At 37.3% G+C, this 25,548-nt stretch carries 18 protein-coding genes; 4 read left to right on the top strand and 14 right to left on the bottom strand.

The annotated features are described in order from the left end of the window. Positions 1-68: 68 nt before the first annotated feature. The 5 genes from FC19_RS10075 to FC19_RS10055 form a co-directional block, all read right to left on the bottom strand. Positions 69-743, bottom strand: coding sequence for a triose-phosphate isomerase (locus FC19_RS10075; protein ID WP_057876816.1), 675 nt, complete (start codon positions 741-743; stop codon positions 69-71). Positions 744-1,028: 285 nt separating this feature from the next. Further along, positions 1,029-5,549: a glycoside hydrolase family 70 protein gene (locus FC19_RS10070; RefSeq protein WP_268872824.1), complete on the bottom strand. Its 4,521-nt coding sequence runs from the start codon at positions 5,547-5,549 to the stop codon at positions 1,029-1,031. Positions 5,550-6,380: 831 nt separating this feature from the next. After that, entirely contained in the window at positions 6,381-7,577 is a 1,197-nt protein-coding gene (locus FC19_RS10065) for an iron-containing alcohol dehydrogenase (protein ID WP_201782335.1), read from the bottom strand. 115 nt (positions 7,578-7,692) lie between these two features. Continuing rightward, a complete protein-coding gene (locus FC19_RS10060; protein WP_057876814.1) occupies positions 7,693-8,910 on the bottom strand; it encodes an aminotransferase-like domain-containing protein in 1,218 nt (405 codons plus the stop codon). Between the two features lie 382 nt (positions 8,911-9,292). Beyond that, positions 9,293-13,366 carry an MMPL family transporter gene (locus tag FC19_RS10055; protein ID WP_057876813.1) on the bottom strand — a complete coding sequence of 1,358 codons (4,074 nt, stop codon included), beginning with the start codon at positions 13,364-13,366 and terminating at the stop codon, positions 9,293-9,295. A gap of 178 nt (positions 13,367-13,544) precedes the next feature. On the opposite strand from FC19_RS10055, the gene FC19_RS10050 reads away from it, so the two are divergent. Continuing rightward, positions 13,545-14,084, top strand: coding sequence for a TetR/AcrR family transcriptional regulator (locus tag FC19_RS10050; RefSeq protein ID WP_057876812.1), 540 nt, complete (start codon positions 13,545-13,547; stop codon positions 14,082-14,084). Positions 14,085-14,311: 227 nt separating this feature from the next. On the opposite strand, the gene FC19_RS10045 is transcribed toward FC19_RS10050, so the two are convergent. The 4 genes from FC19_RS10045 to FC19_RS10030 form a co-directional block, all read right to left on the bottom strand. Next, a complete protein-coding gene (locus FC19_RS10045) occupies positions 14,312-15,241 on the bottom strand; it encodes an L-lactate dehydrogenase (protein WP_057876811.1) in 930 nt (309 codons plus the stop codon). A gap of 134 nt (positions 15,242-15,375) precedes the next feature. Further along, the gene (locus FC19_RS10040) at positions 15,376-15,858 is read right to left on the bottom strand and encodes a class Ib ribonucleoside-diphosphate reductase assembly flavoprotein NrdI (protein WP_187327551.1); all 483 of its coding nucleotides are present in this window, start codon (positions 15,856-15,858) and stop codon (positions 15,376-15,378) included. A 117-nt stretch (positions 15,859-15,975) separates the two neighbouring features. Next, entirely contained in the window at positions 15,976-17,085 is a 1,110-nt protein-coding gene (nrdF, locus tag FC19_RS10035; protein WP_083488437.1) for a class 1b ribonucleoside-diphosphate reductase subunit beta, read from the bottom strand. A gap of 314 nt (positions 17,086-17,399) precedes the next feature. Beyond that, positions 17,400-18,806 carry an aminotransferase-like domain-containing protein gene (locus FC19_RS10030; protein WP_057876809.1) on the bottom strand — a complete coding sequence of 469 codons (1,407 nt, stop codon included), beginning with the start codon at positions 18,804-18,806 and terminating at the stop codon, positions 17,400-17,402. A 150-nt stretch (positions 18,807-18,956) separates the two neighbouring features. Between FC19_RS10030 and FC19_RS10025 the strand changes: the two genes are divergently transcribed. From FC19_RS10025 to FC19_RS10015, 3 genes are read left to right on the top strand one after another with little or no spacing between them, the layout of a single operon-like run. Continuing rightward, a complete protein-coding gene (locus FC19_RS10025; RefSeq protein WP_057876808.1) occupies positions 18,957-19,661 on the top strand; it encodes an AzlC family ABC transporter permease in 705 nt (234 codons plus the stop codon). Continuing rightward, positions 19,648-19,971, top strand: coding sequence for a branched-chain amino acid transporter permease (locus tag FC19_RS10020; RefSeq protein WP_057876807.1), 324 nt, complete (start codon positions 19,648-19,650; stop codon positions 19,969-19,971). Before FC19_RS10025 ends, FC19_RS10020 begins: the two co-directional genes overlap by 14 nt. A 59-nt stretch (positions 19,972-20,030) precedes the next feature. Further along, positions 20,031-21,167 (top strand): trans-sulfuration enzyme family protein, encoded by a 1,137-nt coding sequence (locus FC19_RS10015; protein ID WP_057876884.1) that lies wholly within the window; start codon positions 20,031-20,033, stop codon positions 21,165-21,167. Positions 21,168-21,760: 593 nt separating this feature from the next. Here the strand turns inward: FC19_RS10015 and FC19_RS10010 are convergent. The 5 genes from FC19_RS10010 to FC19_RS11735 form a co-directional block, all read right to left on the bottom strand. Then, the gene (locus tag FC19_RS10010; RefSeq protein WP_057876806.1) at positions 21,761-22,219 is read right to left on the bottom strand and encodes an NUDIX hydrolase; all 459 of its coding nucleotides are present in this window, start codon (positions 22,217-22,219) and stop codon (positions 21,761-21,763) included. Positions 22,220-22,350: 131 nt separating this feature from the next. Then, positions 22,351-22,593, bottom strand: coding sequence for a single-stranded DNA-binding protein (locus tag FC19_RS10005; protein WP_057876805.1), 243 nt, complete (start codon positions 22,591-22,593; stop codon positions 22,351-22,353). Between the two features lie 39 nt (positions 22,594-22,632). Beyond that, on the bottom strand, positions 22,633-23,403 hold the full coding sequence (locus FC19_RS10000) for an SEL1-like repeat protein (RefSeq protein ID WP_057876804.1): 771 nt from the start codon (positions 23,401-23,403) through the stop codon (positions 22,633-22,635). A 279-nt stretch (positions 23,404-23,682) separates the two neighbouring features. Then, the gene (locus tag FC19_RS09995; RefSeq protein WP_057876803.1) at positions 23,683-24,345 is read right to left on the bottom strand and encodes a CPBP family intramembrane glutamic endopeptidase; all 663 of its coding nucleotides are present in this window, start codon (positions 24,343-24,345) and stop codon (positions 23,683-23,685) included. Between the two features lie 221 nt (positions 24,346-24,566). Next, positions 24,567-25,548 (bottom strand): L,D-transpeptidase family protein (locus FC19_RS11735; protein WP_201782333.1); only part of this gene is annotated, 982 nt, incomplete at its 5' end.

Below are 25,548 nucleotides of genomic sequence, written 5' to 3'. Positions count from 1 at the left end.
TTGTTAGAGAACAAAATAAAACAAGAGGCTAGGTCACCATCGACTCAGCCTCTTGTTTTATTTTGTACTCATTTAAATTTAGACATTGCAGACATCATTTCTTCTAATTTTTCTTCCCAGTTTGAAGCCTTCACGATTCCACTGGCTCCACCGGTCCCATCTGCTCCCCATGTTAACATTTTCGAAACATCATCAGCATCATCCACTCCCGCAGCGGCGATAACTGCAATTTTAGGATCAACTGAATGAACAGCTTCGATTGCTTGCTTAACATAACTTTCATCACTTGTGCTACCAGATCCAACTAAATCTGCTGGCTCACAAATCATTATGTCAGGGTGCATTTCTGCAATTGCTCGACACTGCTCAAAACTATCAGCACATGCAATGCTCAGCATGGATAATTTACGAGCACGTTTTATACTATCATCAAGATCTGAAATAGTTAAGGGATCTTCCGAATGATTGAGAACTACGGCATCTACCCCGTAATAACTCAACGCTTCCGGCAAAACACTGCCCAGTTTACCTGGTTCAACAGCATCCATATGCTGTGCAGTAATGATTAAATGATCAGTATTTTCTTTGAGTGCAGGAATATCAATCTGCTGACTAGTAAAAAGGCAATCAAGACCGTACTTATCCGCTATCTTCTCTGTTAACTTGGCTAACTTGATCACATCATCCCCGTAAACATACGTTTTAGGGTTCACCATAAAAAGTGGTTTCTTAAATTTTCTCATCAAGTCACTCCTTAAAATTTTGGGTACTCATTATTGACTTCTATACTATCTATTGTATAGACTTCGCTATGCATTGCAAGCGATCACAACTGCCTTGCATTTTTATTATTCAATTTTCTATCCAACGTAGAAATGTTTCAGGAAAAAGAAAGCTACGATCACGATCAGCTTTCAACTATCAATAATTCAAAGTTAAGTGAGTAAAATAATGTTTAAATTGTAGTACTACATAAAGTTCAAGCTAAAACTCAAACCTGGAAAAATCTCTGCATCAAAAGTTATATATTAATGCTGTTCACCTTCTACTAATTCACCACTATCAGCAGCATAGTACTTTTTGTCGCCGTCACTATTAACAATATATTGTCCCTTAACTTGATAAGCATTTTGATCAAAATAAAGCTGTTGACCATTAATCGTTTGAGGACCGACCATAGCAATGCCATTATTATCTAAATATATCCACTTACTAGAGACTAATTGAACAAAACGATTAGTGAGCATTTCACCACTGTCGGCATCATAATATCGTAGATTGCCATCCTGATCTCTGACTGCCTGCCCCTTGATCTGATAACCATCCTTGTCAAAACAAAACTGCTGTCCATTAATCATCTGTACACCTGTTACGGCAATGCCATTACCCCCTAAATACACCCAAGTATTAGAAGACACTCTCTCAAAACGGTTAGTGAGCACTTCACCGCTGTCGGCATCATAATATCGTAGATTGCCATCCTGATCTCTGACTGCCTGCCCCTTGATCTGATAACCATCCTTGTCAAAACAAAGCTGCTGTCCATTAATCACCTGTGCACCCGTTGTGGCAATACCATTAGCTCCTAAATACACCCAAGTATTAGAAGACACTCTCTCAAAACGGTTAGTGAGCATTTCACCGCTGTCAGCATCATAATATCGTAGATTGCCATCCTGATCTCTGACTGCCTGCCCTTTGATCTGATAACCATCCTTGTCAAAATAGAGCTTTTGACCATTAATCACCTGTGCACCCGTTGTGGCAATACCGTCAGCTCCTAGATAAATCCATGTGTTAGGTGCGATTTCCGCAAAGGTATTTTTTTCCATATCTCCAGAATCACTTGAAAAATATCTTAAATTACCCTTTTCGTCTCTGATTGCCTGTCCTTTAATTTGATAACCATCCGCATCAAAATATTGTGTTGTTGTTTTGCCTCCGAAAGAAACCTCAACAAGCCCGCGGACCATAATTCCATTTTGGTCAAAGTAGTACCACTTTTTCCCATCAGTCATAAGATAGTTATTGGCGTAACCCGCACCTAGGTCTCCAAAGTAGTAAATATTTTTCTTTTCATCTTCGAAGAACGCGTCTCGCAACTCAACTCCGTTTGGAAGAAAATAATAGAGATTCCCATTGACGTTCTGCAGTCCGTACTGCATATGTCCGTTTTTGTCGAAATAATACCAATTTGCCTTTTCATCTTCGATAAAAGTCTCTTTAGCTTGATAGCCACTGCTTGAGTAATAGGTGATTCCCGTACCATCTGAGACGAATCCCGTAGCAGCCGATAAATTGAGTAGCTGTTTAGGCAAAAAGCTTTCAGTTTTACTGATCTTGAAATATTTGTTCGAACCCCAGTCTTTAAGAACATAGAAAGCTCCCCGACCTTGTATGTTGCTTCCATTGAAGTACTTTGCCGACCATTGTGTTATTCTTTTGCTTGCATCGATTGGAACTCCTGTCGAAATCTGATTCATGGTAAAGAGATCAGGATAAAGTTTTTTAATTTTTTTCAAGAAAGCTCCCCCGTACCTAGCTTGAAACTTTCCACCACCAACAGTTTTAGAAACATATAAGGTTTTGTTGATAACCGAGTCTTTATTTTGTTCACCAAAATTATTGATACGTGCTGCAGTTACAACCTCGTCTCCAGAAAGATTATAAATCTGATCTGGAACCCAGTCAGCAATAACTTTCATTTTTTGCGCATGTAAAGCTTTAACTGCTGATATAAGCTGATCAGCCGTCCCATATTTTGTTGGTGAACCAAACCCAAGGTCATATCGATCTGTAAAAGCATAACCATTCTGGATAATTGAATCTAAGAAACTATTGTCTGTACTGGAGCGATATTGAGGCGGCAGCTCAAAATATGTAATGCCCCAATCTTTAAACAACTCAGCATTTTCGACAATTTTAACATTTGCATACTCTTCAGTCGTAGTTGGAAAGTCCTGAAAATTAGAAAAGCCTTCATAAATAACTTGTGAATCCAATGCCGAATTCGAATGCAAGGTTTTTCCATCCGTGGAAACAGCTGAACTACTTTCTGTCCGTGCATCTTGATCATTCCCTGCACCGACAGGCACCCATGCTGCTAAGAACCCTGACACCTGCGGATTGCTCCGCCCGCTAATTTCTGAAGATTCAAAAATAAGTTGTCCATTTCCATCGGTATACTTAATATAACTTGCAGGTACTGAAGCATCTGTTTGGTATGTTGCAAGGCCATCAGATGTTGTTAGAATTAATGGACGGTAAGCTTGATTGCAATGAGCTTTCCCCATATTGACAACTATTCGATCAGATACATTAAGTTTTAAACCTGGTTCATTGCTTTCGATGACAGCTATCCCCTGTGTACGTGTTGTCGTATTTCCCTTATCATCGGCTGTTAATGCTCCGCTCCCATAACGAACAGAAGTTAGAACACCACGATAATCTTCTTGACTCATTGCCGTTGAACCTTCAACATAGTTCACTATCATACTTTGACCACCAGCAACATATTTTTGCCGTGCTCGCAACAATGTATCAATTGCAGAATAATACGGTGACTTATTAGCCATGTATTGCCCATTGTCTGTAAACAAATCTCCATAATATATCCTAGGAATTGTGTCTTTATTGGTCAAAAGCAGAGCATATGTACTGGGAATATTATATTGGGTAAACTGTTTGTCAGTCTTAAGTTGATCCGCGTTATATATTTCAAAAGCCTGCCGCAACTGGTCTAACGTGAAAGTTAATCCGTCTGACTTAGGATCAATTTTTTCTTTAATGATCTCTGCGATTACTGTCTGTACTTCGCTGTCATGCGCTCTGACAAAAGAATAATTTGGAATAGCTTCATTTTCAGTCATATCATTACTTCGATTTACCAAACTATTAGTGATCAAAGGTTCTAAACCGCTCCTTCTACTCTTGTTTGCATCAGTATAGGGCATTGTTAACGCGTATTTCAAAGACAAACGAAGTTTATTATCCATTGCAGCTTGTTCTGAACCATGATCTTTAACATACTGCGCATCATTATCACTCCAATCTTCCAATATAGAGATATGTTGATTGGCGTTATTATCGCTTTGGTTCACCTTGTAAGCATCTTGGAAATAATTACCCGCAATTTGAAGCAAGTCAGCATCAACATTGTCAACCGCATCAACACGAATACTGTCAAAATTTCCGTCTGCGTCATTTTTCACAATCGAGCCAAAGTTCAATAAGTAATACATCCAATTAAGCTGTTCAGCTTGGACAACTGGATTAGAGTTATCAACATCATTCGCTAAAAGAAACTCGTAGCCCCCAAGACTAGAATCGAGAGTATATGCCTTATGACCTTGCTGGTTAGTAGGCGTTCGGTTCAGCAGACGATAATTTGAGTTAGATTTGGGTGTCAAATCACTATTCTCGTAAAGCAGTGCCCCTCCTTGTAAATGATCTTTGCTATCTCCAGTTGTCTGTGATTCACTTGAAATATTCCAGTTAGGCTGACTATTAACAAATTCAGTTATCAAGCTTTGAAGCCATTGAGTGTCCCCTGTTTGACTGATTTTTTTCTCAATATTTGCCTGGACTTGCTCCGCTGAAGCATTTAAAACACTTTGATCATCATCAACCGTGTAAACTTTGTCGTTGTCTAATTTCTGTTGCTGCATAAAATTGAGATAATTAACTTGTGTTTTTTTATCGGGCCACCAGTCCATTAAGAGCGGGCGATAGTCAGTTGTAGAAGATGCCTCCCACTGAACACCATTACGCAGAATATTTTTCGGACGATACCAACTATTTGCAGTTAGATAACCGTCGGTAGTTTTAAAACTTTTAGTGGATGTGTCGTACGCTGAATTGTTTTCTGTATACTCATCATCCAGATTTGATAGCCCTTCCTTATATAAATTTGAAGTACTGGTCAATTCTCCTGTATTCTTGTCAAAATATAAGGTTTGTCCATCAACTACGATAGAGAAATTTTTCTTGATTTGACCACTATCATCAATATAATATTTTTTGCCATCAATCGTTTTAACATTCTTAGCATCTGCAAGAGCCTTAGTTAAATTATCATCTGTATTATCCGCAACGATTGCAGTCGTCTGCTGCGTTATCTGATCATTATTCTGTGTTGTCGCTTGCTTCTTATCCGCAGCGGTTGCAGTTGCCTGCTGCGGTGCCTGATCATTATTCTGTGTTGTCGCTTGTTGCTTATCCGCAGCGGTTGCAGTCGCCTGCTGCGGTGCCTGATCATTATTCTGTGTCGTTGCTTGTCGCTTATCCGCAGCGGTTGCAGTTGCCTGCTGCGTTATCTGATCATTATTCTGTGTTGTCGCTTGTCGCTTATCCGCAGCGGTTGCAGTTGTCTGAGTACCATTTAAGTTAACAGAAGTTTTCCCTGTCTTGACAGCATTATTATTGATTGTTTCAGCCTTTATTGCTTGATTGGCGTGCGCCGTTCCTAACGCTAATGATAGGACTGTTATGGCTGCAAAAGCCCAAGTTTTACCTTTTTTGTACATTTTGTAGTGTAACTTATTATCCAACAAACCAATTCTCTCCTCTTTAAAACAAAATATTCACAGTGATTTATAAATTTATAAATCTACCACATCCAATAATTATATTTATAGTCCACTTTTTTTGCTTATTAAATAAAATTAATGAGTTTTATGCTAATATTGTCCTCTCCCTTTTTTAAACATATTATTTGAAATTAAGATATATAACATGTAAAAATATAATTAAGAAACAACTTATGACCCTTTTTTATGATTATAAATTATTAAATTTATAAAAAGAACCATAAAAGAAACTAAACATTTAAAAGATTATCACATTTATTATGTTTTATTTTTTAAATTAAAATAAAATACTACCATCAAAAAAGTCTAGCCTTCACCTAATAAAAAAATATGTAAATATAAACATTTTTATTTATATATATATTTCATAAAATTGAACGTAAAATTCATATTATTTCCAAAATATTTACTTAAAGGTCAATTTCATTAGTCATGAAATAATTATTTAAGCAGCAATGGATCATTAAATAAAAGCGATATACTCTTTATACAGATTAAGCGATTACATTTTTCGGTAAAAAACTAATAATATAGATTACTTTTTCTAAAACTACTTTGATAACTAAGATACTTAATTTTTTACTGTTTTAAACATCTCAAAATTAAAAAAATGCCATTTATTCCTAATAATACATACATTAGCCTCTTCAAATAAATTCAAATGTTTAAAAAAGCATTAAGACGGACCCACAAGAAATGTTATTTTTTAAAATCAAAAATCCCCCAAAAGCTGAATATAATCCAACTTTTGGGGGATTTATTTGTATAAGACTTACTAGAGCAAATAACGTTTTACAAAAGGGTAATATAAATAGACGCAACATCATCTTCTGACAACTTAATTGGTGAATTGACCATCAAACGTTGCTGATTAGCAATAACTGATTTGGCAAATTCATGACACATTTTTTCATCCATTCCGATTTGACGCAAGCGTTGGTTCGGCAAAATCAAATCAATGATGCTTTCCAAACGTTTCCATACCTGATTAGGCTGCACAGACAGCTCATTCGCTAAGATTGTCTCTAATTCCGTTAAATCGGCACCTAGTTCCTGATATTTTTTAAATGTACCACTGAATACGAGATAATTAGATTGACCGTGAGCAATATGAAACTCTGCACCGATCGGATAAGCTAAGGCATGTACCGGCCCACAACCCGCATTTCCAAATGCGATTCCAGCCTGTGTGCTTGCTTCCAGAAACGCTTGTAAATCTTTCCCTTGGGGGGTCTTTCCTATAGTCTGTTCAAAAATCATTTTACGATAACCACGTAAAAAAGCAGTCATTGCACTTAAAGAGAAACTTTTACTAAAAGATGTTGCTTTTGGCGATATGTACGATTCAATCGAATGAACTAGAGCATCAATTGAGCTTGTCGCAAATACTTTGTATGGCATTGTTGTTGCGAGTTGCCCGATTAGATATACCTGATCTGCATACATTTGGTCATAAGCTAATCCAATTTTTGTTTTTTGGGAAACAAAGTTAAAAACAGCAACATTAGTTACTTCACTTCCGGTCCCAGTTGTTGTCGGAATAATAATCAATTCACGTTTTTTTGGCAATTCTTTGCCTTTTTTAACAAGTTCAGCAATTGTTAAACCCTCTCCGTAAACAGAAAGTTTAGCATTGTCGATTACTGATCCGCCACCGATTGCAATGACACGTTTATAATTTTTTTCACCAAGCTTATTTAATAGTTTGTCAGCTGCAACATCCGTTGGTTCACCCTTCAAGTAATCTTCTAAAAAGATAGTATCAACAGGAATTGAATCTAAGGGAAAATGCGGTTCGATAATATATCGATTTGTCAGTAACACATCTTCATCACTAGTATGAATAGTATTAAAAAAATCCTGCAAATTGGTGCTTGTCCGAATAATCGGCTTAACTATAAAAGATGACATTTTTAAACACCCCACTATTTTTTTGAACAATCCGCTTTCAGATTCAGCTAACTGCCCTTCAAGCTTAATATTAGACAAAACATTTGTTTTTAGCAATAAAAAAATGCATAATTCTTGTCTCAAAGTGCCCACTACTTTGATAAAAGTCAAATACATTTTTATAACACTATAAATATGACTGCTGTGCATCCTCTCAGAGAACTGCTCCAACTTTGTTTGCTGTAATTGCACTTCGAATACTCTTAGCTAATTTGGTTATTCCAACCTTAATCTGTTCCTCGTCTACGCCAGAAAAATTTAAACGCATCCCGTTTTTTCTGTTTCTTTGTGCGTAAAAAACCTTTCCAGGAACAAAACTTATTCGATCTTTCGGGATACAAATTTCACTTAACAGTTTTTGAGCATCAATAACTTCCGGTAAGGTCAGCCAAATAAAAAATCCGCCTTCGGGTCGAGTGTAACGAACATCTGTCGGCATTGTTTTGTCCAGAACAGCAAGCATAGCTTCCAACCGACTCCTATATGTCGGCAACATCTCTGCAATGTGTTTACTTAAGTCATTGTTCTCCATGTATTGATCAAGAGCCGCTAAAACAATCCCCGGAGTCTCTAAATCACTACTTGTTTTCAATTTGCGCAATCGCTCGATCAGTATTTTATCTGCAGCAACCCAGCCCACTCTTAGACCCGGCATTAAAATTTTGGAAAAACTGCTCACATACAAAACACGTCCATGACGGTCAAATGACTTAATAGCAGGTAGTTTTATGCCTTTGTAGCGTAAATCGCGATATGGTGTGTCTTCAAGAATGAAAAAGTCATATCTTTCTGCAAGTTCAACTAGTTTTTCTCGCTTCCGAAATGACAGTGTCACACCTGTAGGATTGTGAAAGTCAGGGACAGTATACAACAATTTAATATTTGGATGAGCCTGAAGCACTAGTTCCAATTGTTCTAAGTTTATGCCATCATCGTCCATCTCGACGTCATAATAGCAAGGATCATATTGATCGAAAGCTGACAACGCACCAACATATGTCGGTGCTTCAACGACAATTTCATCCCCAGCATTCAGCATAAGTTTTCCGATCAGATCTAAGGCCTGTTGACCACCCTGGGTTACTAGAATGTTATCTGCTGTAATGTTAATATCTGCTGTTTGACCAGCCCACTGCGCTAACCTTTCTCGCAGCTTTTCAAAACCACTGACTGTCTGATATTCAAAAATTTGACTGCCAGACTTATCAATAGCTTTATTAAAAGCTTGCTTCATTTGTGCTATGGGAAAAAGCTCAGAATTTGGATTTCCCGCAGAAAATTTTATTCCGTTTTCCCCGAGACTGCCACCGAACATCTCTGCTAAGCGATCCTCTGATCCTGTCACAACACGATCCGCAAATACATCATTCATGTATACCGTCCTCCTTAGACTTACTCTCTTTATTTGATGTTTTCAGTATATCCTAGTTTGCATGATAAATAAAATTCAACTTTTTCATTCTAAGGTGAATATAATTCAATTGTACATTTTGAATTTTTCAATTAGGGATAACTGAAAAAGCCTGATGATTAAAACGTTTTTAATGCGTGATATAAATCGGTAAGATTTGAGTACTAAGCTGAGACTACGAACATAACGTGTCTTTTTTGCTATGAGTAATTCGAAGTCAGTCGAAAAATTTTGATTTATGAAACATACTCATTATGTTTATCTGGAATCAAAAAGAGAACTGGGTCAAAAGTTAACTTTTGACCCAGTTCCCATGTTAATTTACTTATATTTCATTCGCTGCTTAATTTTTTTGCTCCTTTTTCGCATCGAAGTCTTGTTCTTTTTCCATTCGATCGGTTAACGGATATGTCAATCTGATCAAACTTGGGATAATGATTGGAATTGTAAAGACTAAGATCATCAGACCAATAATCACAACCAATGCTACCTGAATCAATGTCAATACTCCTGAAGGAATCAAAGCCGCAAAAGTACCGCTTAAAATCAGAGCTGCAGAAAGAACAACTGAGCCGATAACGGCTGAAGCCCGAATAATCCTAGTGCTTGGAGTTGCTGAAGCATTGTCGAATTCCCGATACTTCATCATTAGGAAGATACTGTAATCAACACCTAAAGCAATTAACATAATAAATCCGAAGAAAGGTGTATTCCAAGTTAGCATATCCTGTCCCAGAAAAACGTGGCTTAGAAGGCGCGTAATGCTTAATGACATAACATACGCCAAAAGCAGTGTTCCTAAAATATAAAATGGTTGCAGAATTGAACGTGTAATCACCATCAATGCAAGCAAGATACCAACTAACATGATCGAAGCCGTTCGAACAAAATCATTTGAGGCAATTTTTTGTGTATCATTGATTGAGGATGTCTCGCCACCAGCCGCAACAGTTGCGCCGGACAAAGATGTTCCTTTTAATGATTTTTGTGCCTGCCCTTGTATCTCTGTGATCTTCTTCATCGCATTTTTAGAACTTGGATTTTCGTTTAAAATGATTGTCATCGATGTTGCATGCTTGTTTTCAGACATGTACGCTTTTACCGCTTCATTATAAGTTTTGCCCTTCAAAACTTTTTTAGGAACGTAGTAGGTATTAGCCGCAGATGAATTTTTGAGCCCTTTTAGATAGCTGTTTGCAGAACCTACTCCTTTATTAATTGTTTTAGTTCCAGTACTTGCGGATCTCAAACCACTCTGCAAAGCACTCATTTGCGAAACGAGCCCCTTCAATGAACTGTACATTGTTTGCTGACCGCTATTAACTGTTCCAAGACCAGAAGTCAATTCACTCTGCTTGTCAGCTAATTGCTTATTTCCAGAGGCTAACTCTCCAGCACCATTCGTCAATTTAGAGGAATTGGCTGCAAGTTTGCCCGTGCCTGTACTCAATGCTCCAATTGCACCAGTCAATTGTGGCACCTGACTCTGCAAGTTTGTCATTCCTGATGCCAGCTGTGTTGAACCGTTACTTAATCGACTAACTCCACTGACAAGGGCAGGTGTTTTAGAATTCAGTTGCCCAACACCGTTGTTAAGTGTCGAAGCACCACTCGTCAATTTATTCGCTCCGTTAGCAGCGCTGGTCACACCGGTTGTGTACTCGCTCAATTTGTCCTTTAATTCATCTGTTCCTGCACTTAACTGACTAAGTCCTGTTGAGACCTGTCGGGAACCATCCAATAAACCAACTTGACTTGATGTTCCCGCTAATGCCGTTTGAATTTGTTGCATCCCCACAACAGCATCGTTAAGTTTATTCAATGCCTGTATAGAAGCATTATTAGCTTTAATCGAATTAGAAGCCAAAGTACCTAAGCTTGAAAGCTTGCTCATTTGAGTACTTAATGCTTTCAATTGATTCAGCTCACCAGTTAAATTTTCACCTGTCGTAGAAAGCGAAGCTAGATCCGTTTGCAATTTTTTAGCACTAGCAGTTGCTGAGGTAAGACCGCTTTGTGCTTGATTTTTTTGTGCATTAATTTTCTCTGAAACTGCAGATTCCAATACTGCCTTCAAAGCGGCAGTTTGCTGTGTACTCAAAGCTTGACCACCATTACTTTGAGAACTCTTGTTAATCGAAGAAACGATATTTTCAATATCTGTCGAAGTTAACCCCGACGTTGTTGAAGATGAGCTCGTTAAGCTTGCGAGTGCGCTCTCCAATGTTGCTGCATCACCCTTCACCGTGTCACTTGAAGCTGACAAAGCTTGAGCCGTCGTCTGAAGTTTGCTGATATCCGGTGTTGAAATAGAACTTGAACTTTGCTCTAACTCAGACATAGCAGTGTTCAACTTCTGTAAATTTGTTTTTAATTCATTGATTTGATCCGTATTTCCAGCAGAAGATGCGGAACTAACTTTACTTTCAAGTTCTTGCAGTCCATTCGAAACTTGCGAAGAACCTTGTTGGAGTTTGGCAACACTTGCGCTTAAGGTACTTGTTCCTGATAATACTTGAGACTTTTTGCTGTCTAAAGTATCAAGTCCGCTAGAAAGCGTCTGCGTTCCAGCGAACAGAGAACTAGTTCCGCTTGCTAACTGTCCGATGCCAGAAGTCAATTGTCCAGTCTGACTGTCCAACTGGCCCAATCCATTGTTTAAAGAATCAGCACCACTAGCTAATTTGTTGACGCCAGTCGTGAGTGTGCTGCTCTTGCTGTTTAATTGATTCAAACCATTGTTAACAGTGAAAACGCCGTTAGAATACGTAACGATGCCTTGCTGAAGAGTTGAAGCTCCATTGGCCAATTGTCCTGCACCGCTGCTCAACTGCTGACTACCGCTATGCAGCTTGCTTGTTCCATCTGCCAGTTTTTTAGCTCCTGAAACACCCTGCTGGGTATTTGCACTGCTTAACTTACTATCAGCACTATCTAACCCATTGCTGATCTTATGCAATCCCTTGCGCGCTGATTTCATTCCACCAGTAACCGTCCCAAGTTGCTTGTTAACATATAGATCTTTAACTGCTGTTCCACCAGGTTGAGTGACAGAAGCAACTGTCTTTACCCCATCAATCTTCCGTAAACGTTTCGTTAATGCATCTATTTCTTTTAAATCTTTTTCATTATTCAAAGAGTGATTACTCTTGATATAAAGTGTCGAAGGTTCAGCAGTTCCTTTTGAGAAGTGATTTTGAACGACCTTAAATCCCCTCTTAGCAGGAATAGAATCATTTAGTTCTGCAAGTGTGTCATAGTTTAACTCGTTATTGTAAATTAGCAGAAATGGCAGAGAAACAGCAAGCACGATTGCCAGATAAACAAGTGGCAGCCGTACCGCACGTGTTGCCAAACCATGCCAGAGTTTACTGCTGCTACCACCATTAAAAGTTTTCATCGGCCAAAATAGTCGTGGACCCAGAATTGCCATGAAAAACGGATTTAAAGTCAGCAAGACTAAGAGTAAAACAGCAACAGCGACGGCAACACCAACTGCTGAGCGATAAACAGAAAATTTTGCTAATCCCAGTGTTGCAAAACCGATCAGAACTGAAGAGCCACTGTAAAGGATCGTCCTTCCAGCAGTTTTCAAGGCCCTTTGAGTCGCTTCTACCTTGCTGCCTCCACGGCTGAGTTCTTCCTTAAACTGATCGAATAGTAGAATATTATAGTCAGTCCCAATCCCAAAAAGAACTACAACCATAAAAACCTGTGTGAAATTTGATAATGGAAAATTAAACTTTTCAACCAAATTCATAACAATACTCAATGAGATTATGAACGAAACACCGACCGACAGTAATGAAACGAGTGGTGTGATTGGTGATTTAAATACTAACATCAAAACAATGAAAATGAAGATGACTGTTATCAGCTCAGTTTTTTTAATCCCCGTTTCTGTTTCCTGAGTGAAGTCATCATTTAAAATATCACTACCAGTGACATAGGTTTTAACACCATTTGTCTTAGCTGCCTTTGTGATATCTTTATTCATCTCGGCAACTGTTTTCTGATTGCCAACCATAAGTTGTAAGAGCTGGGTTGATTTGTCTTTTGAAACCAATTGCTTTTTTGCTGCAGCACTGTCGCTTGCAGCAGTCAAACTCTTTACATGATATTTTTTCTTGTTGTTCTTAAAACGCTGAATTGTTTGCTCAATATGTTCTTTTTGACTTGTTGTAAGTGGTGAAGACCCATTATTAAAAACAACAATAACCTGCCTTGCTCCACCTTGACCACGTCCCCAATCATCTTGAATAGCCTCAGCTACTTGGCTTTTAGCGGTACTCGGTAATTCAGTCTGCCCTTTTTCACGAAGAAGACTGCTGACGTTTGGCAGCATGACAACTGCGGCAAGCATAACAACTAACCAGACAATCGCTTGTATGATGAAACCTCTTCTTTTTGCTCTCACTCTCTACCCCTTCTTCACTAAATAATAAAAGCTCATAGTGACATTTAATGTATAATGTGTTTAAATAATAACAATATGTTAATTTAGATTTACTTAAATTTCAATCATCAATTTCTATCAAAACGTTATTAATTGGACAAATATAGTTTTATTATCTATCTAATGAGGTGTAAAGATAATGGTAGGTGTAAAAAACAACCGACGCGCGCAAATGACGAAGCGCATTATTCAGGAAAGTTTGATCAATCTGCTGCATGAAAATAATAGTTCACTGAATGAGATCACCGTTACGGCTGTCTGCAAAGCTGCTGATGTTAATCGAGGGACCTTTTATGCTCATTACAAAGATGTTCCAGACTGTATGCATTCGATGGAAAAGAGTGTTAGTGCCGAACTCTTAGCCGCAATTACTTTTACTGAACGTCAAGATTCATGGGAAACGGTTCTAACCGGAATACTTGGTGTTGTTAAGAAAAACTATGCGGTAGCTTCTTACATTTTGAGTAATGATCATGATTTCCTTATGCATTTTTTGTCTTCAACCAAAAACAAGATCCTTGAACAAGATAAAAAAATCAATTCCAATCTTGGAATTAATGAAAGCCAGTATATGTACGAGTTTTATTTAAACGGGATCGTTGGTGTTATTCGTTATTGGCTGAAGAACGGCCTGCAGGAATCGCCAGAGGAGCTAGCTAGAATTATCAATGATTGTTAGGAAACTCTCAATTTGGTTCTTCACTCCTGCTAATATGCGCGGTTCAACACTCTGAGTACATTGATATAATAATTGCAAATTAAAAAGAGGGAGCTGTACCAAAACTAAAGTTTGGATGCAGTTTCCTCTTTTATAATTAACTATCGAACAAAATATTTTTCAATTCCTATCAAAAAAGTACTACAATTTAGACTGGTCTGCTATTCATGCAGCTCAAAATTCGTTGCTTACTCCAGAGAAGCGAGAATTGCACGCATTTTTTCTGCTGACAGTGCCATTTTTTGGCGCTCTGTCGCCACTAGCTGCATTTCAATCACTTGTTTGATTCCACCGCCAGCTATTATAGCAGGTGTACCTAAATAAATGTCTTTTTGCCCATAGTGGCCGACGAGCGGTGCTGAAATCGGCAATGTTACCTCTTCATCATTCAAAATTGCCTTGCAGATTTTCATTAAACAAACTGCCACCCCATAGTGAGTTGCGCCTTTTAAATCAATAATTCTGCTGCCTCGACTCCTGACACTTTCCTCAAGCTCTAATAGTGTCTTCTTGTCCAGAGCAGCAATCTCAGAAAGATTTTTCCCTAAAACTGTGGCCTCCGCAAAAGTCGCGAACAAGCTGTCTCCATGCTCACCTAAAACATATGCATTTTTAATTTCACTCACAAGTACATTTAATTTCAGTGCAAGCTCAACACATAACCGAGCACTGTCTAAAGAAGTTCCTGTGCCAATCACCTTTTCTTTTGAAAAGCCCGATAAGTGCTGTGTAATGGTTGTTAAAACATCTACTGGATTACTTGAAATAACAAAACATCCCTCAAACCCGCTGTTAACGATCGGTGTTACGATCGCTTTAAGAATATTTGTGTTCTTTTTAAACAAATCCAAGCGAGATTCTCCTGGCTGTCGTGGAACACCAGCCGTAATCACTGCAATATCCGCATCAGATGCATCGTCGTAAGTCCCTGACCGAACAACACTGCTGCCAGTCAATGGTGTTACATCTTGCAGATCCAGTATATCTCCCAACGTTCTTTCTTTATTAATATCAACAACCACAAGGTCGACCGAAGCTACATTCTGCAGCAATGAAAATGCGAAGGATGAACCAACTGCACCACTTCCAACTAAAATAACTTTACGCTGCTTTTTCATGGACTCAGCCTTCCTTTCCAAATCCGGAGTTCAGAAGTTACAAACTGCTAGTTTCTTTTAAGTTACTTGCCTTACCCACATTATACTTAATTTTTCCGAAATACTTTAAATTATTGCTTTGCTTCTTTTTGATGCTATTGACCATTAAAAGCTTTAAGTTTCTTTTCGAATTCTGTTTGATACGTAACAAGTTTTGTATAAATACGTTCGACATCAACCGAAGTCCCCCTCAACTCATAGAGATCAATTAGGGGAAAACTAAATTTACTTGCATAATGTTTAGCTGTCAACCCATATTGAGCATTAAAATTTTTATTGCCGCTTCCTACAACACCATAACAAAACTTGTAATTATCATCGTCCTCTAGCGTAAACCGCAACTCTTCAGTCATAATTTCAGTATAACCATTGTGAATGCCATTGCCTCCGCTTAAGTATGTTGGAACAAAAGTTACAAAGGGATCTTTCATTAAAATTTCCCCACTCGCATCTGAAACTTCAACGGTTTCAATTAGCCGAGCATTTTTATCTTGTTTGCAAACTTCTTGAGCATATTCAGCAAGCTTGTGAACAAAGGATCGAGTATTGCCTTCGATACTAATGAACAAGATTCGAATTGGATCTTTTCGTTTATTGTCAGTCATTTTTTTAAAACTCCCTTAATAATTCTTCAGTTAAATAAATACCCGCAAAAAAACTCTACGACCTTTTGGAATTCTTTTTTTATCGACCATCTATTTTTTTGATTTATGAGTTGGATCTTCAGTTCCAACTGCTCCAGATTCTTTTGCAATCTTAAACTTGCCTTTATCATTTGAACCTAAGATCTTATGCTCACTTTTTTTGAATTTCCGCCCCCTATCCGATAGCCCAGGATAACTGTCATCCAATCCAATTAAATAGTCATCATCCTTCATCGCTTCAACTTTTCCCATTAAATAGCCGTTTCCAACTTGTGAGAAGAAGTCATGATTGACCGTTGTTGTTGAAATTCCATTGATAACAATCGGGTTAACATCATCCGCTGTTTCCGGAAAAAGCGGGTCTTCACCTAAATTCATCAAAGCTTTATTGGCATTATAGCGCACAAAAGTCATGACCTCTTTTGTCCAGCCGACTTTATCATAGAGAAGTGTCGCATATTTTTCTTCATTTTCATACAACTTATACAAAAAATTGTACAACCAGTCACGTTGTTGCTGCTGCTTAGCCTCCGAAAGTTCTTTTTTGGCTAACTGGAACTTGTAACCAATATATGTTCCATGAACTGACTCATCACGCAAAATTAATTTAATAATTTCAGCAACATTATTTAATTTATTGTTACCAGCATAATATAGTGGCGTATAAAACCCAGAATAGAACAGACAAGTTTCCAAAAAAACATTTGCAACTTTTTTGTGCAGCGGATCTGGATCATTGTGATAAATATCTATAATCCACTGTGCCTTGTTCTGAAGCAACTCATTTGTATCACTCCAATTAAAAATCTCATCGATCTCGGGTATTGTATTCAGTGTAGAAAAAATAGTTGAATAGCTTTTAGCATGCACAGATTCCATAAATTGAATGTTATTCAAAACAGCTCGTTCATGCTGAGTACGTATATCTTTACTTAAAGCTGCCATCCCATCTTCAGATTGAACCGTATCAAGCATTGTCAGACCACCAAAAATATGCCCAACAAGCCATTGCTCATCAGAACTTAACTCTGCCCAGTCATGTAAATCATTTGAAACAGGAATACGTGTATCAAGCCAAAACTGTTCTGTTAATTTCTCCCACGTTGCCTTATCAATCTGATCTCCGATATTATTCCAATTAATTGCTTTTTTGTTTTCCAATATAGTCCATCCCTTCTATGTACTGCAAAATCTGCTATTAGTTTGAGCACTTGATGTTATACACACAGACTTGCACTATATATGGTAATGCACTATTGATTATAATACAACATATAGTTTGTAGAGACTTATATTAATTATCTTTTCTATACCAAGAATGGCTCCATGAACTTTGCAGCAAATACTTGACTCCAGCTGCCGCTGAATACCTTGTCACACTCCTCTTAAATTGTCTTCAACTTGTTCTAGAATAAAAAAATAAACTAAACAATTATCCTATGCATTATTTTTAAATTAGAAAATTTAATTCTTCCCTAGATCAATTTTTGTTCCCCTAACACCACTTTCAATTTTGTTAGAGCTGGCTTTAGCAGGCCGATTGTTTGTGTTGCTGATAAGGAAATTCTTAAAAACTCGTGATTAATTTTGGGACCGACTAAAAACCGATCTGAATGGAAAACTCTGATGCCATTAGCTAACAGCAAAGACTCGATAGCTTCAGCTCCCAAGTTGTTCTTTTTTAACGGCAGCCATTTAATAAATGCCGGCGTATTCTTGTACTCTTTTTCTTTGATGTCAAAAACCGCAGAAAAAATAGCGTTGGCTTTAAGAGCTAATTGTAATTTTTTATGCATAATTTTATATGCTGTTCCAGTCAGCAGCGCTTGCGTAATAATTTCAGCATCTAAAGACGAAGTTTTAACATTAATATTGCACAATGCCTGTTGTAAATTTTGCCGATAAGCATCCGGAAAAACCAAATATCCAACTCGCAGTCCCGCAGCAACTGGTTTGGACATGCTACAGATATAGACACTTTGTTTCGGAAGTAAAGAACTTAACTTGACAATTTTATTTTCGTTATCCATACCGATAAAACCTAAGTAATCGTCTTCAATAACAATCAAGCCATATTTTTTGATTACACCAGCCAATGTCTTGCGACGTTTCTCCGACATTCTGATCCCGGTCGGATTAGAACATCCTGTCATTAAATAAATCCCACGCAAATTGCTGTTTCGGCATGCCTTTTCTAGACCAGCTGCTATCATTCCTTCACCATCGAAATCAATTGGAACCAGCTTGATATTAATCATTTTAGCTAATGCAATAAAATTAGCGTATGTAAAACGATCTACCGCAATTTTGTCATTTGGATTAAATAATCCCAGCAATATAATCGTCAATGCATTCTGACCGCCAGAAGTGATAGCTATATTTTCAGTTTTTGCTTTGATGCCTAGTTTAGCTAAGTAATTCGCGGCAACCTGCCTATGAAAAACAGTTCCAACAGCATTCTTATAGTTCAACAATTTTTCTATGCTGGATTTAGCAGCAACATCTGCAATAGTGGTGTTCAACATACTATTACATTGCTCAAACGATGAATTTAATCCTAATTCAAATAGAGAATCTTTGTATAACGAAGAAATTGAAATTGTTTTGTTCGCAGCTTGTGCAATATATGTTCCTTTACCAATGAGTCCATATGTTAACCCAAGTTGTTCACTCAATTTATATGCTCTTGTAACTGTCGTAAAATTGATATCTAAGAAATCTGCTAATTCTCTTTGCGATGGCAGCCTTGTTCCAGGCAGCAAAATACCTTTCGCGATATCACTCTCCATTTTACTAACTAATGCCTTGTAAAGAGGGCGTTTAAGAACTGTTCTGTTGGGCATCCACGTCAAAGAATTTTGCTCAAAAGTATTAATCGACATATAAACAACCTTTCACAATGATTAAAAACAGTTTAGCGTTTAGTAATCAAAATTTAAAAAACATTGTAATGCATACAATTATATCATTGATTGTACCATTTTAAGTGATAAAATTTCCTTATACAAGTCTTAAGGAGGTGTTATTTAGTAATGGACAATGCTAAAACTGCTGCTTTTAAATTTGCACTAAAAAAAACAATGCCAATTATGACTGGTTTTTTATTTATTGGAATCACTTATGGTGTGTATATGCATCAAGAGGGTTTTAACTTTTTATATCCCACGCTAATGGCATTTATTATTTTTGCTGGATCATTAGAATTTGTTGTCGCTAGTTTGTTGATCCATACATTTCATCCTCTAAGTGTATTTCTTCTGGCACTGATCATTAATTCTCGACACCTATTTTATAGTGTTTCGATGCTTGAAAAGTACAATATTGATGGGTGGAAAAAATACTACATGATTTTTGGAATGTGTGATGAATCTTTTTCAGTGAATTATACAACAGAGGTGCCAGAAGAAGTGGACCATGGATGGTTCATGTTCTATGTCACTTGCTTAAATCATTTTTATTGGGTATTTTCATCAATGCTTGGCGGCCTTTTCGGCAGTCTTATCCATTTTAATCTTAATGGCTTGTCTTTTGTTATGACCGCCCTATTCATTGTACTTTTCGTTGATCAATTGATACGTGAAAATAATCACGTCAGCTCCTTATGCGGTGTCCTTGTTTCTTCTATCTTGCTAGTCATTTTAGGTAAAGAATTTTTTTTACCGCTTAGTATGCTGTTGATCACTCTTATCTTTTATATCAAAGAAAATCGGAAGGTGAAAGCACATGAATCTAGCTGAGGAAATTCTAACAATCGGGATCGCAGCTTGTGGAACAATGCTAACTCGCTTTCTTCCATTTATACTGATTCCTAGCAATAAACCTATTCCCGCTTTTATTCAACAACTTGGAAAGTTTCTGCCGCCAGCAATTCTCGGAATGCTAGTCATTTATTGTTACAAAGATTTGCCTGCTAATCTGAATTTAAATGCTCTTTTTGAAATTACTGCCGGTATAATCACAGCACTTGTTCATTTTTGGAAGAAAAACATGTTTTTATCAATCGGCATAGGCACATGCAGCTACATTCTGCTGCTAAATTTTTTCTAAATCCGTATCAATATTATCAAAAAATCACTCAAATATTCTTTGGAAAAGGAGCACAAAAAATGAAAATAAATACAAAACTATTGCACGATTATCCCGTTGTCGATACTTATACAGGAGCTTCTTCAATTCCTAAATACCAATCATCAACATTCGCGCAGAAAGAATTATACGGTCAGCCTCAAAAATATCTATATACGAGATTTGGTAACCCAACTGTTGATGCTTTAGAGAGTGGGTTTTGTTCACTTGAAAACGCAAACTATGCTTTGGCATATTCTTCTGGAATGGCTGCCATCGCAAATGTTCTTATGCTTTTAAATGCAGGTGATCATATTATTGCTCCACTTGAGGTTTACGGAGGAACTTGCCAATTCGCGACAGAAATTCTCCCTAAATACAACATCAGTGTTTCATTCGTAGATATGTCAGATTTAAATGATATAAAGGCCCATCTTCATTCGAATACAAAAATGATTTACATTGAAACACCATCGAATCCCTTGCTTAAAGTTTGCGATATTCAGAAAATTGTTGCATTAGCACACCAAAATAATATTCTGACTGTTGCTGACAATACATTTATGACAGCTTTATACCAGAAACCTCTTGATCTAGGAAGCGATATTGTTCTTGAAAGTGTAACCAAATTTGTTAATGGTCACAGTGATGTGGTAGCAGGTTTAGTGGCTACAAATCAATCTTCCCTAGCAGAAAAATTGCGGCTGTTACAAAAAAACTTTGGTGCAATTCTTGGCGTCGAAGATGCTTGGCTTGTTTTGCGCGGAATGAAGACCATGGGTTTGCGGATGGAAAAGGCAGTTGAAAATGCTCAACAATTAGCTGAATACTTGGTAACCAACCCTAAAATCAAGCATGTTTATTATCCTGGATTAGAAGATCATCCCGATGCAGCTGTCCATGCCCACCAAGCTTCAAATGGCGGAGCAGTCTTATCTTTTGAGGTTTATGATAAAAAAACACTTGAAAAGCTTACTAAAAAAATAAAGTTGCCTATATTGGCTGTCAGTTTAGGCGGCGTTGAATCGATCCTCTCACACCCTGCTACGATGTCACACGCTTGTTTGACTCCGGAAGAACGCCAAAAACAAGGTGTGACTGATGAACTATTGCGTCTATCTTGTGGAATAGAAAACATTGAAGATCTCTTAGAGGACTTCAAACAGGCCTTGAAATAAAGGTTTTAAAAGCAAGCCTGACAGAGTTCATTTTTCAGGTTTCCATGATGGACTGCTAGCATAAAATTATTGACTTATTCATAATGTTTCCTGATTTAGATGAAAAAATTATTTTGGAACGTTAATCACGTAAACTACTAACCAGAAATAAACTTAGGTCCAGTTAAAAATTGATTTCGATCAATTTCTAACTGGACCTAAGTTTTTATTATTTATTTTTTCAAAACAAACGTAAGTCTTTTTATTCTGAAAAATTTTTGGACTAGACGGCTAATCGTACTTTAAAGCATTCTCACTTTTTTGAACAGCCAGTTAACTAAACCGACTATCATATCGCACATTCCACCCAAAAACACCATAAAGGTGAGTGACCAACTAACTAACCATCCTAGATTGGTCCACATTAATCCACTCAATACTATTAACAATGTTATAACAAATAATGTTGTCATCATAAATTCATCGCATTCCTATTGACTTTACTGCAACTTCCAATTTAATACTAACACATATACGATTTTGATGTTAGTCTTTCAAAACGTTTCTATAGATGTATGCTTAATTCCAATTTTTTACTAAACATAAAAGTATACTCAGGAACGACATGTCTGTTCCGCATAAAAAAGCATTTCCTCCGTCTGTTTGTTGAGTAATGGCGGCAGATTGTTAAAATTAAAATAACCCAAAGCAAGCGTCTCGTCCGTCGGTTTGCTTAGCAGATTGCCTCCAACTGGTTGCACTAAAAAAAGCTGTGAGATAGTTTGTGCTTTATCGCCATTCGGATATTCTACAAAACCACGATCAAACATTTTTAGAGGCCGTATGATTTTAACCTCCAGCCCACTATCCTCTTTGTATTCTCGAACACATGCTGCAGCAAACGTTTCCCCATATTCTAAATAACCGCCTGGTAAACTCCAATTATTGGTATCAGTTCTTAGATGCAGCAAAACTTTTTTGTCATCATTTAGTAAGATTCCAGCTGCTGTGTTTAAAATAATAGGAGTGTTGCCGACCATAGATCTGATCATTTTAATGTAATTTTCTTCCATCGATTCCCATCCTTTCAACAGAACCAGTCTTATCACTTTAATTGATAATAATAGGTCTGAGGCTGAGGTGCACCATCAAAGATAAAGTTAAAGCCAAAAAAATAACTTCATCGATATTTACCAGATATTACCTAGTGTTTTAAATACTGAGTACGTTTTTTTCTGTCCTTTTTAGGAAGCAGACTGACGTTAATGTAATGTCCCTGCAGTACCTCCCGGCGGAACATGTTTCCGGCCATTACGCGATCTCCAATATAAAGCTTATCCCATTCTTTTTCTCCATACAGTTCTGGCAGAGAAAAATTTTGATTATTTGGTATGTCATCTAACTGTGCATCGATTACTTCAAAAATGCTTTTTAATTTGCTATTCATATGAAGCATCTCCTAGCTTGAATTTTTTGCTCAAACTTTTTAATGCTCGCTCAACATTTTAGCAATTTGCTGATCAGCCTGTTTTATCATCAGTAAACCAAGCTGTTCTCTGTTAGTGTCAACGTAGAGTTCCCCCAGCTCACGTAGTGAATGAGGGTACTTATCTCTTTTAATTGAAACCTCAAACCATTTTTCCGCCAGTAATAAATCCTGTGGTTTCATATATCTATATGTGAATGCTAAGTTATATGCCGCTGACTCATCACCCTCTTGAAAAGCCAGTCGATAACAATGCGCCGCTTGCATATGATCCTCTAAGAGCTCATCATAGACCATCCCCATTTTTACACGGGCACCTTCAATCCCTTGTTCTAATTCGAATTGATAAACATCAAGCGTTTTACCTGAGTCCAACTCATCCCAGCAACATTCTCCAAAATACTGAAGAAATTCCCAACTAGATTTACTCCCAGATGCTGCAGCTATCTTAAGCATCTTCAGAGTTGTCTTATTATCATCTTCTATCTTGTGTACCATCCTGACCAAAAGCTGATATGCACCTGGTTGCTTTAATTTACATGCCTCATACAATGCTTCCGAAACATCATACTCACTCAAAACACCAAGTTCTTTTTCTTTTTTTATAACTTTCACAACAGCATCCATATAGTCCATGTCCGAATAGTCTATCTCATTTTCAAGTAATATTACTTTGGTATGAACGTTATACTTATATTTAATATTCAATTGATGATCCAAACGTGTACACAATCTTTCAAGGCTCTCTCTATAACTACGCTTTTTCCCCATATTTCAACTCCGTCCTTGAAAAATATTTTTATATCTTAAGTAAGAGCATTATACCACATCTGCGTGTAAAAAACGGTTTCTAAAAAAGATCATTTTTGCTATCAATCGCAAAATAATTTAAAAATTATCTCTAATATTTGTTAAAACAAAATAAACGATGAGACAGATTAACCAAGTCAAAGTTTTCCACTTTAATCTTCGTTCAATCATAGTTGAGATAACCAAAAAAGCCAAGACAAGATTACCCTGCCTCAGCCGCTATCCAATTCATAATTTTCATTAAATAAACAAGAAAATCGATGTATCCCATATGCAATGTAGAATCGTGCTCGGCCACAAATTCCTGGACTTATAGAAAATCCATCCAAAAATTAAACCTAACGGCAACACAGTGGCAACATTGACCACCCATCCCATCAGTGATAATCTTTCCGCAAAGTAAATTGGAAAATGAATAGCTTGAAATAGCAATGCCTGAAAAATGATTGCATTGGTCATGCCAAACTTCGCCAATAAGTAGTTGCAAAACAAGCCCCGAAAAACAAATTCTTCAATTAATCCAGCAGCCAGTGTCACACTAAAGAAGTTACCGCCCTCCTTGGTAAAAGGCATGGGCGTGATATAAAATGAATGGTGCCGAATCCATATTGAAAAACCCAAATACGCAATAAATATGGCTAAGGTCCACCAAAACTGAACTGGAAAATGACGATTATATAATTTCTTTTTAGATAACCAAAGCTGTCCCTGAGTTTTGTTCAGCCAAAACAAGCCCAGCGGTACCCAAATCAATACCTTAACGCCGACATTAATCAGGTCGTTGGTAATCCCAGTCGTTATCTGTCCTTGAATCAGTGTTAAATACCCCTGGGCGATCAACCAAATCACCCAAAAAATCGCGTAATTCAAATAAACTGTTTTTAATGACCATTGTTTACGCAATCAAGTGCCTCCTTATGCTAATACTTCTGTTAAATCTTAAATTTTTTTGATTATCAATTATTATTGTCCTCTCCAAGATAATCCCGTAAGAATGCCGTAATTTACGACCATAATCGACCCTGTTTCTGCGAATCATATTGATACTGTGTGTCAAACCAGTGACCCTCACTATACAGCCAGCACACTTTAAATATCTATATCATAAATCGATAAAATATTTTTTAATAATTCGAAATCTGATTGATATTATTGACATTCACAATATATGCTCCAGCTTTTAGAGTGCCAAGCAATTGAATCATCACGCTGCGTGGAACTGATACACAGCCAGCAGTTGGTTTTCCATTAGCTACATGTAAGAAGAAACCTGATCCAGCTCCTTTAGTCCTCTGTGACGTATTATAATTAATAACAACCGCATACTCATATTGAGTCGGATAATCAGCTAAGTGTTCATTTTTGCTATTAGCCCATGAGCGTTCTTGCCATGTATTATAATCACTATCATTAACATCTTCGATCCAATAAGATCTACTATCGATGTGCCGATAAGTTAATGAAGTATTGGCACTTGTATGTGTACCAAAAGCAAAGCCTAATGAATAAGCACCAAGTGGGGTTGTACTTGAGCCTTCACTTGCCTTTCCAACACCTTTACTTCCAACATAACCAGAAGTCGACAAGCTGCGATACCAAATTCCATTTTTGTCTTTAGCATAAAGGTACACTGAAGCCGAAGTTCTCCTTGCAACAGTTACAACTGTTTGGGATGTTTTAGCCGCAAAAGAAGCCGCACTGAGCTTCAGGCCAATTGAATCAACATTAGTCAGTGCCCCAGTTGCGTTATTGAAATTATAAGACTTCCCGTTTATTGTTTGTGATCCATACAGCATACGTCCTTGACCGTCATAGTATGCAATTTTATTTTGATTGCTGATATACTGAAATCCAGTCTTCATTGCTCCGCTGTTTTGATCAAACAGGTACCACTTGCCATTGATCTGTTGTTGACCATACTGCATCTGTCCACTGGTATTGTAGTATGCTGTCTTCTTCTGATTACTGATATACTGAAATCCAGTCTTCATTGCGCCAGTATTCTGATCAAATAGGTACCACTTGCCATTGATCTGTTGCTGACCATACTGCATCTGTCCACTGGTGTTGTAGTAAACTGTCTTTTTCTGATTACTGATATACTGG

It is taken from the genome of Liquorilactobacillus aquaticus DSM 21051, assembly GCF_001436755.1.
GTDB classification, from domain to species: Bacteria; Bacillota; Bacilli; order Lactobacillales; family Lactobacillaceae; genus Liquorilactobacillus; species Liquorilactobacillus aquaticus.
This window is presented reverse-complemented; position numbering and strand designations above follow the sequence as displayed.

Coding starts and splice junctions, on each gene's coding strand:
- FC19_RS10075 (WP_057876816.1), bottom strand. CDS start 743: ATGAGAAAATTTAAGAAACCACTTTTTATGGTGAACCCTAAAACGTAT.
- FC19_RS10060 (WP_057876814.1), bottom strand. CDS start 8,910: ATGAATGATGTATTTGCGGATCGTGTTGTGACAGGATCAGAGGATCGC.
- FC19_RS10050 (WP_057876812.1), top strand. CDS start 13,545: ATGGTAGGTGTAAAAAACAACCGACGCGCGCAAATGACGAAGCGCATT.
- FC19_RS10045 (WP_057876811.1), bottom strand. CDS start 15,241: ATGAAAAAGCAGCGTAAAGTTATTTTAGTTGGAAGTGGTGCAGTTGGT.
- FC19_RS10030 (WP_057876809.1), bottom strand. CDS start 18,806: ATGTCGATTAATACTTTTGAGCAAAATTCTTTGACGTGGATGCCCAAC.
- FC19_RS10025 (WP_057876808.1), top strand. CDS start 18,957: ATGGACAATGCTAAAACTGCTGCTTTTAAATTTGCACTAAAAAAAACA.
- FC19_RS10020 (WP_057876807.1), top strand. CDS start 19,648: ATGAATCTAGCTGAGGAAATTCTAACAATCGGGATCGCAGCTTGTGGA.
- FC19_RS10015 (WP_057876884.1), top strand. CDS start 20,031: ATGAAAATAAATACAAAACTATTGCACGATTATCCCGTTGTCGATACT.
- FC19_RS10010 (WP_057876806.1), bottom strand. CDS start 22,219: ATGGAAGAAAATTACATTAAAATGATCAGATCTATGGTCGGCAACACT.
- FC19_RS10005 (WP_057876805.1), bottom strand. CDS start 22,593: ATGAATAGCAAATTAAAAAGCATTTTTGAAGTAATCGATGCACAGTTA.
- FC19_RS10000 (WP_057876804.1), bottom strand. CDS start 23,403: ATGGGGAAAAAGCGTAGTTATAGAGAGAGCCTTGAAAGATTGTGTACA.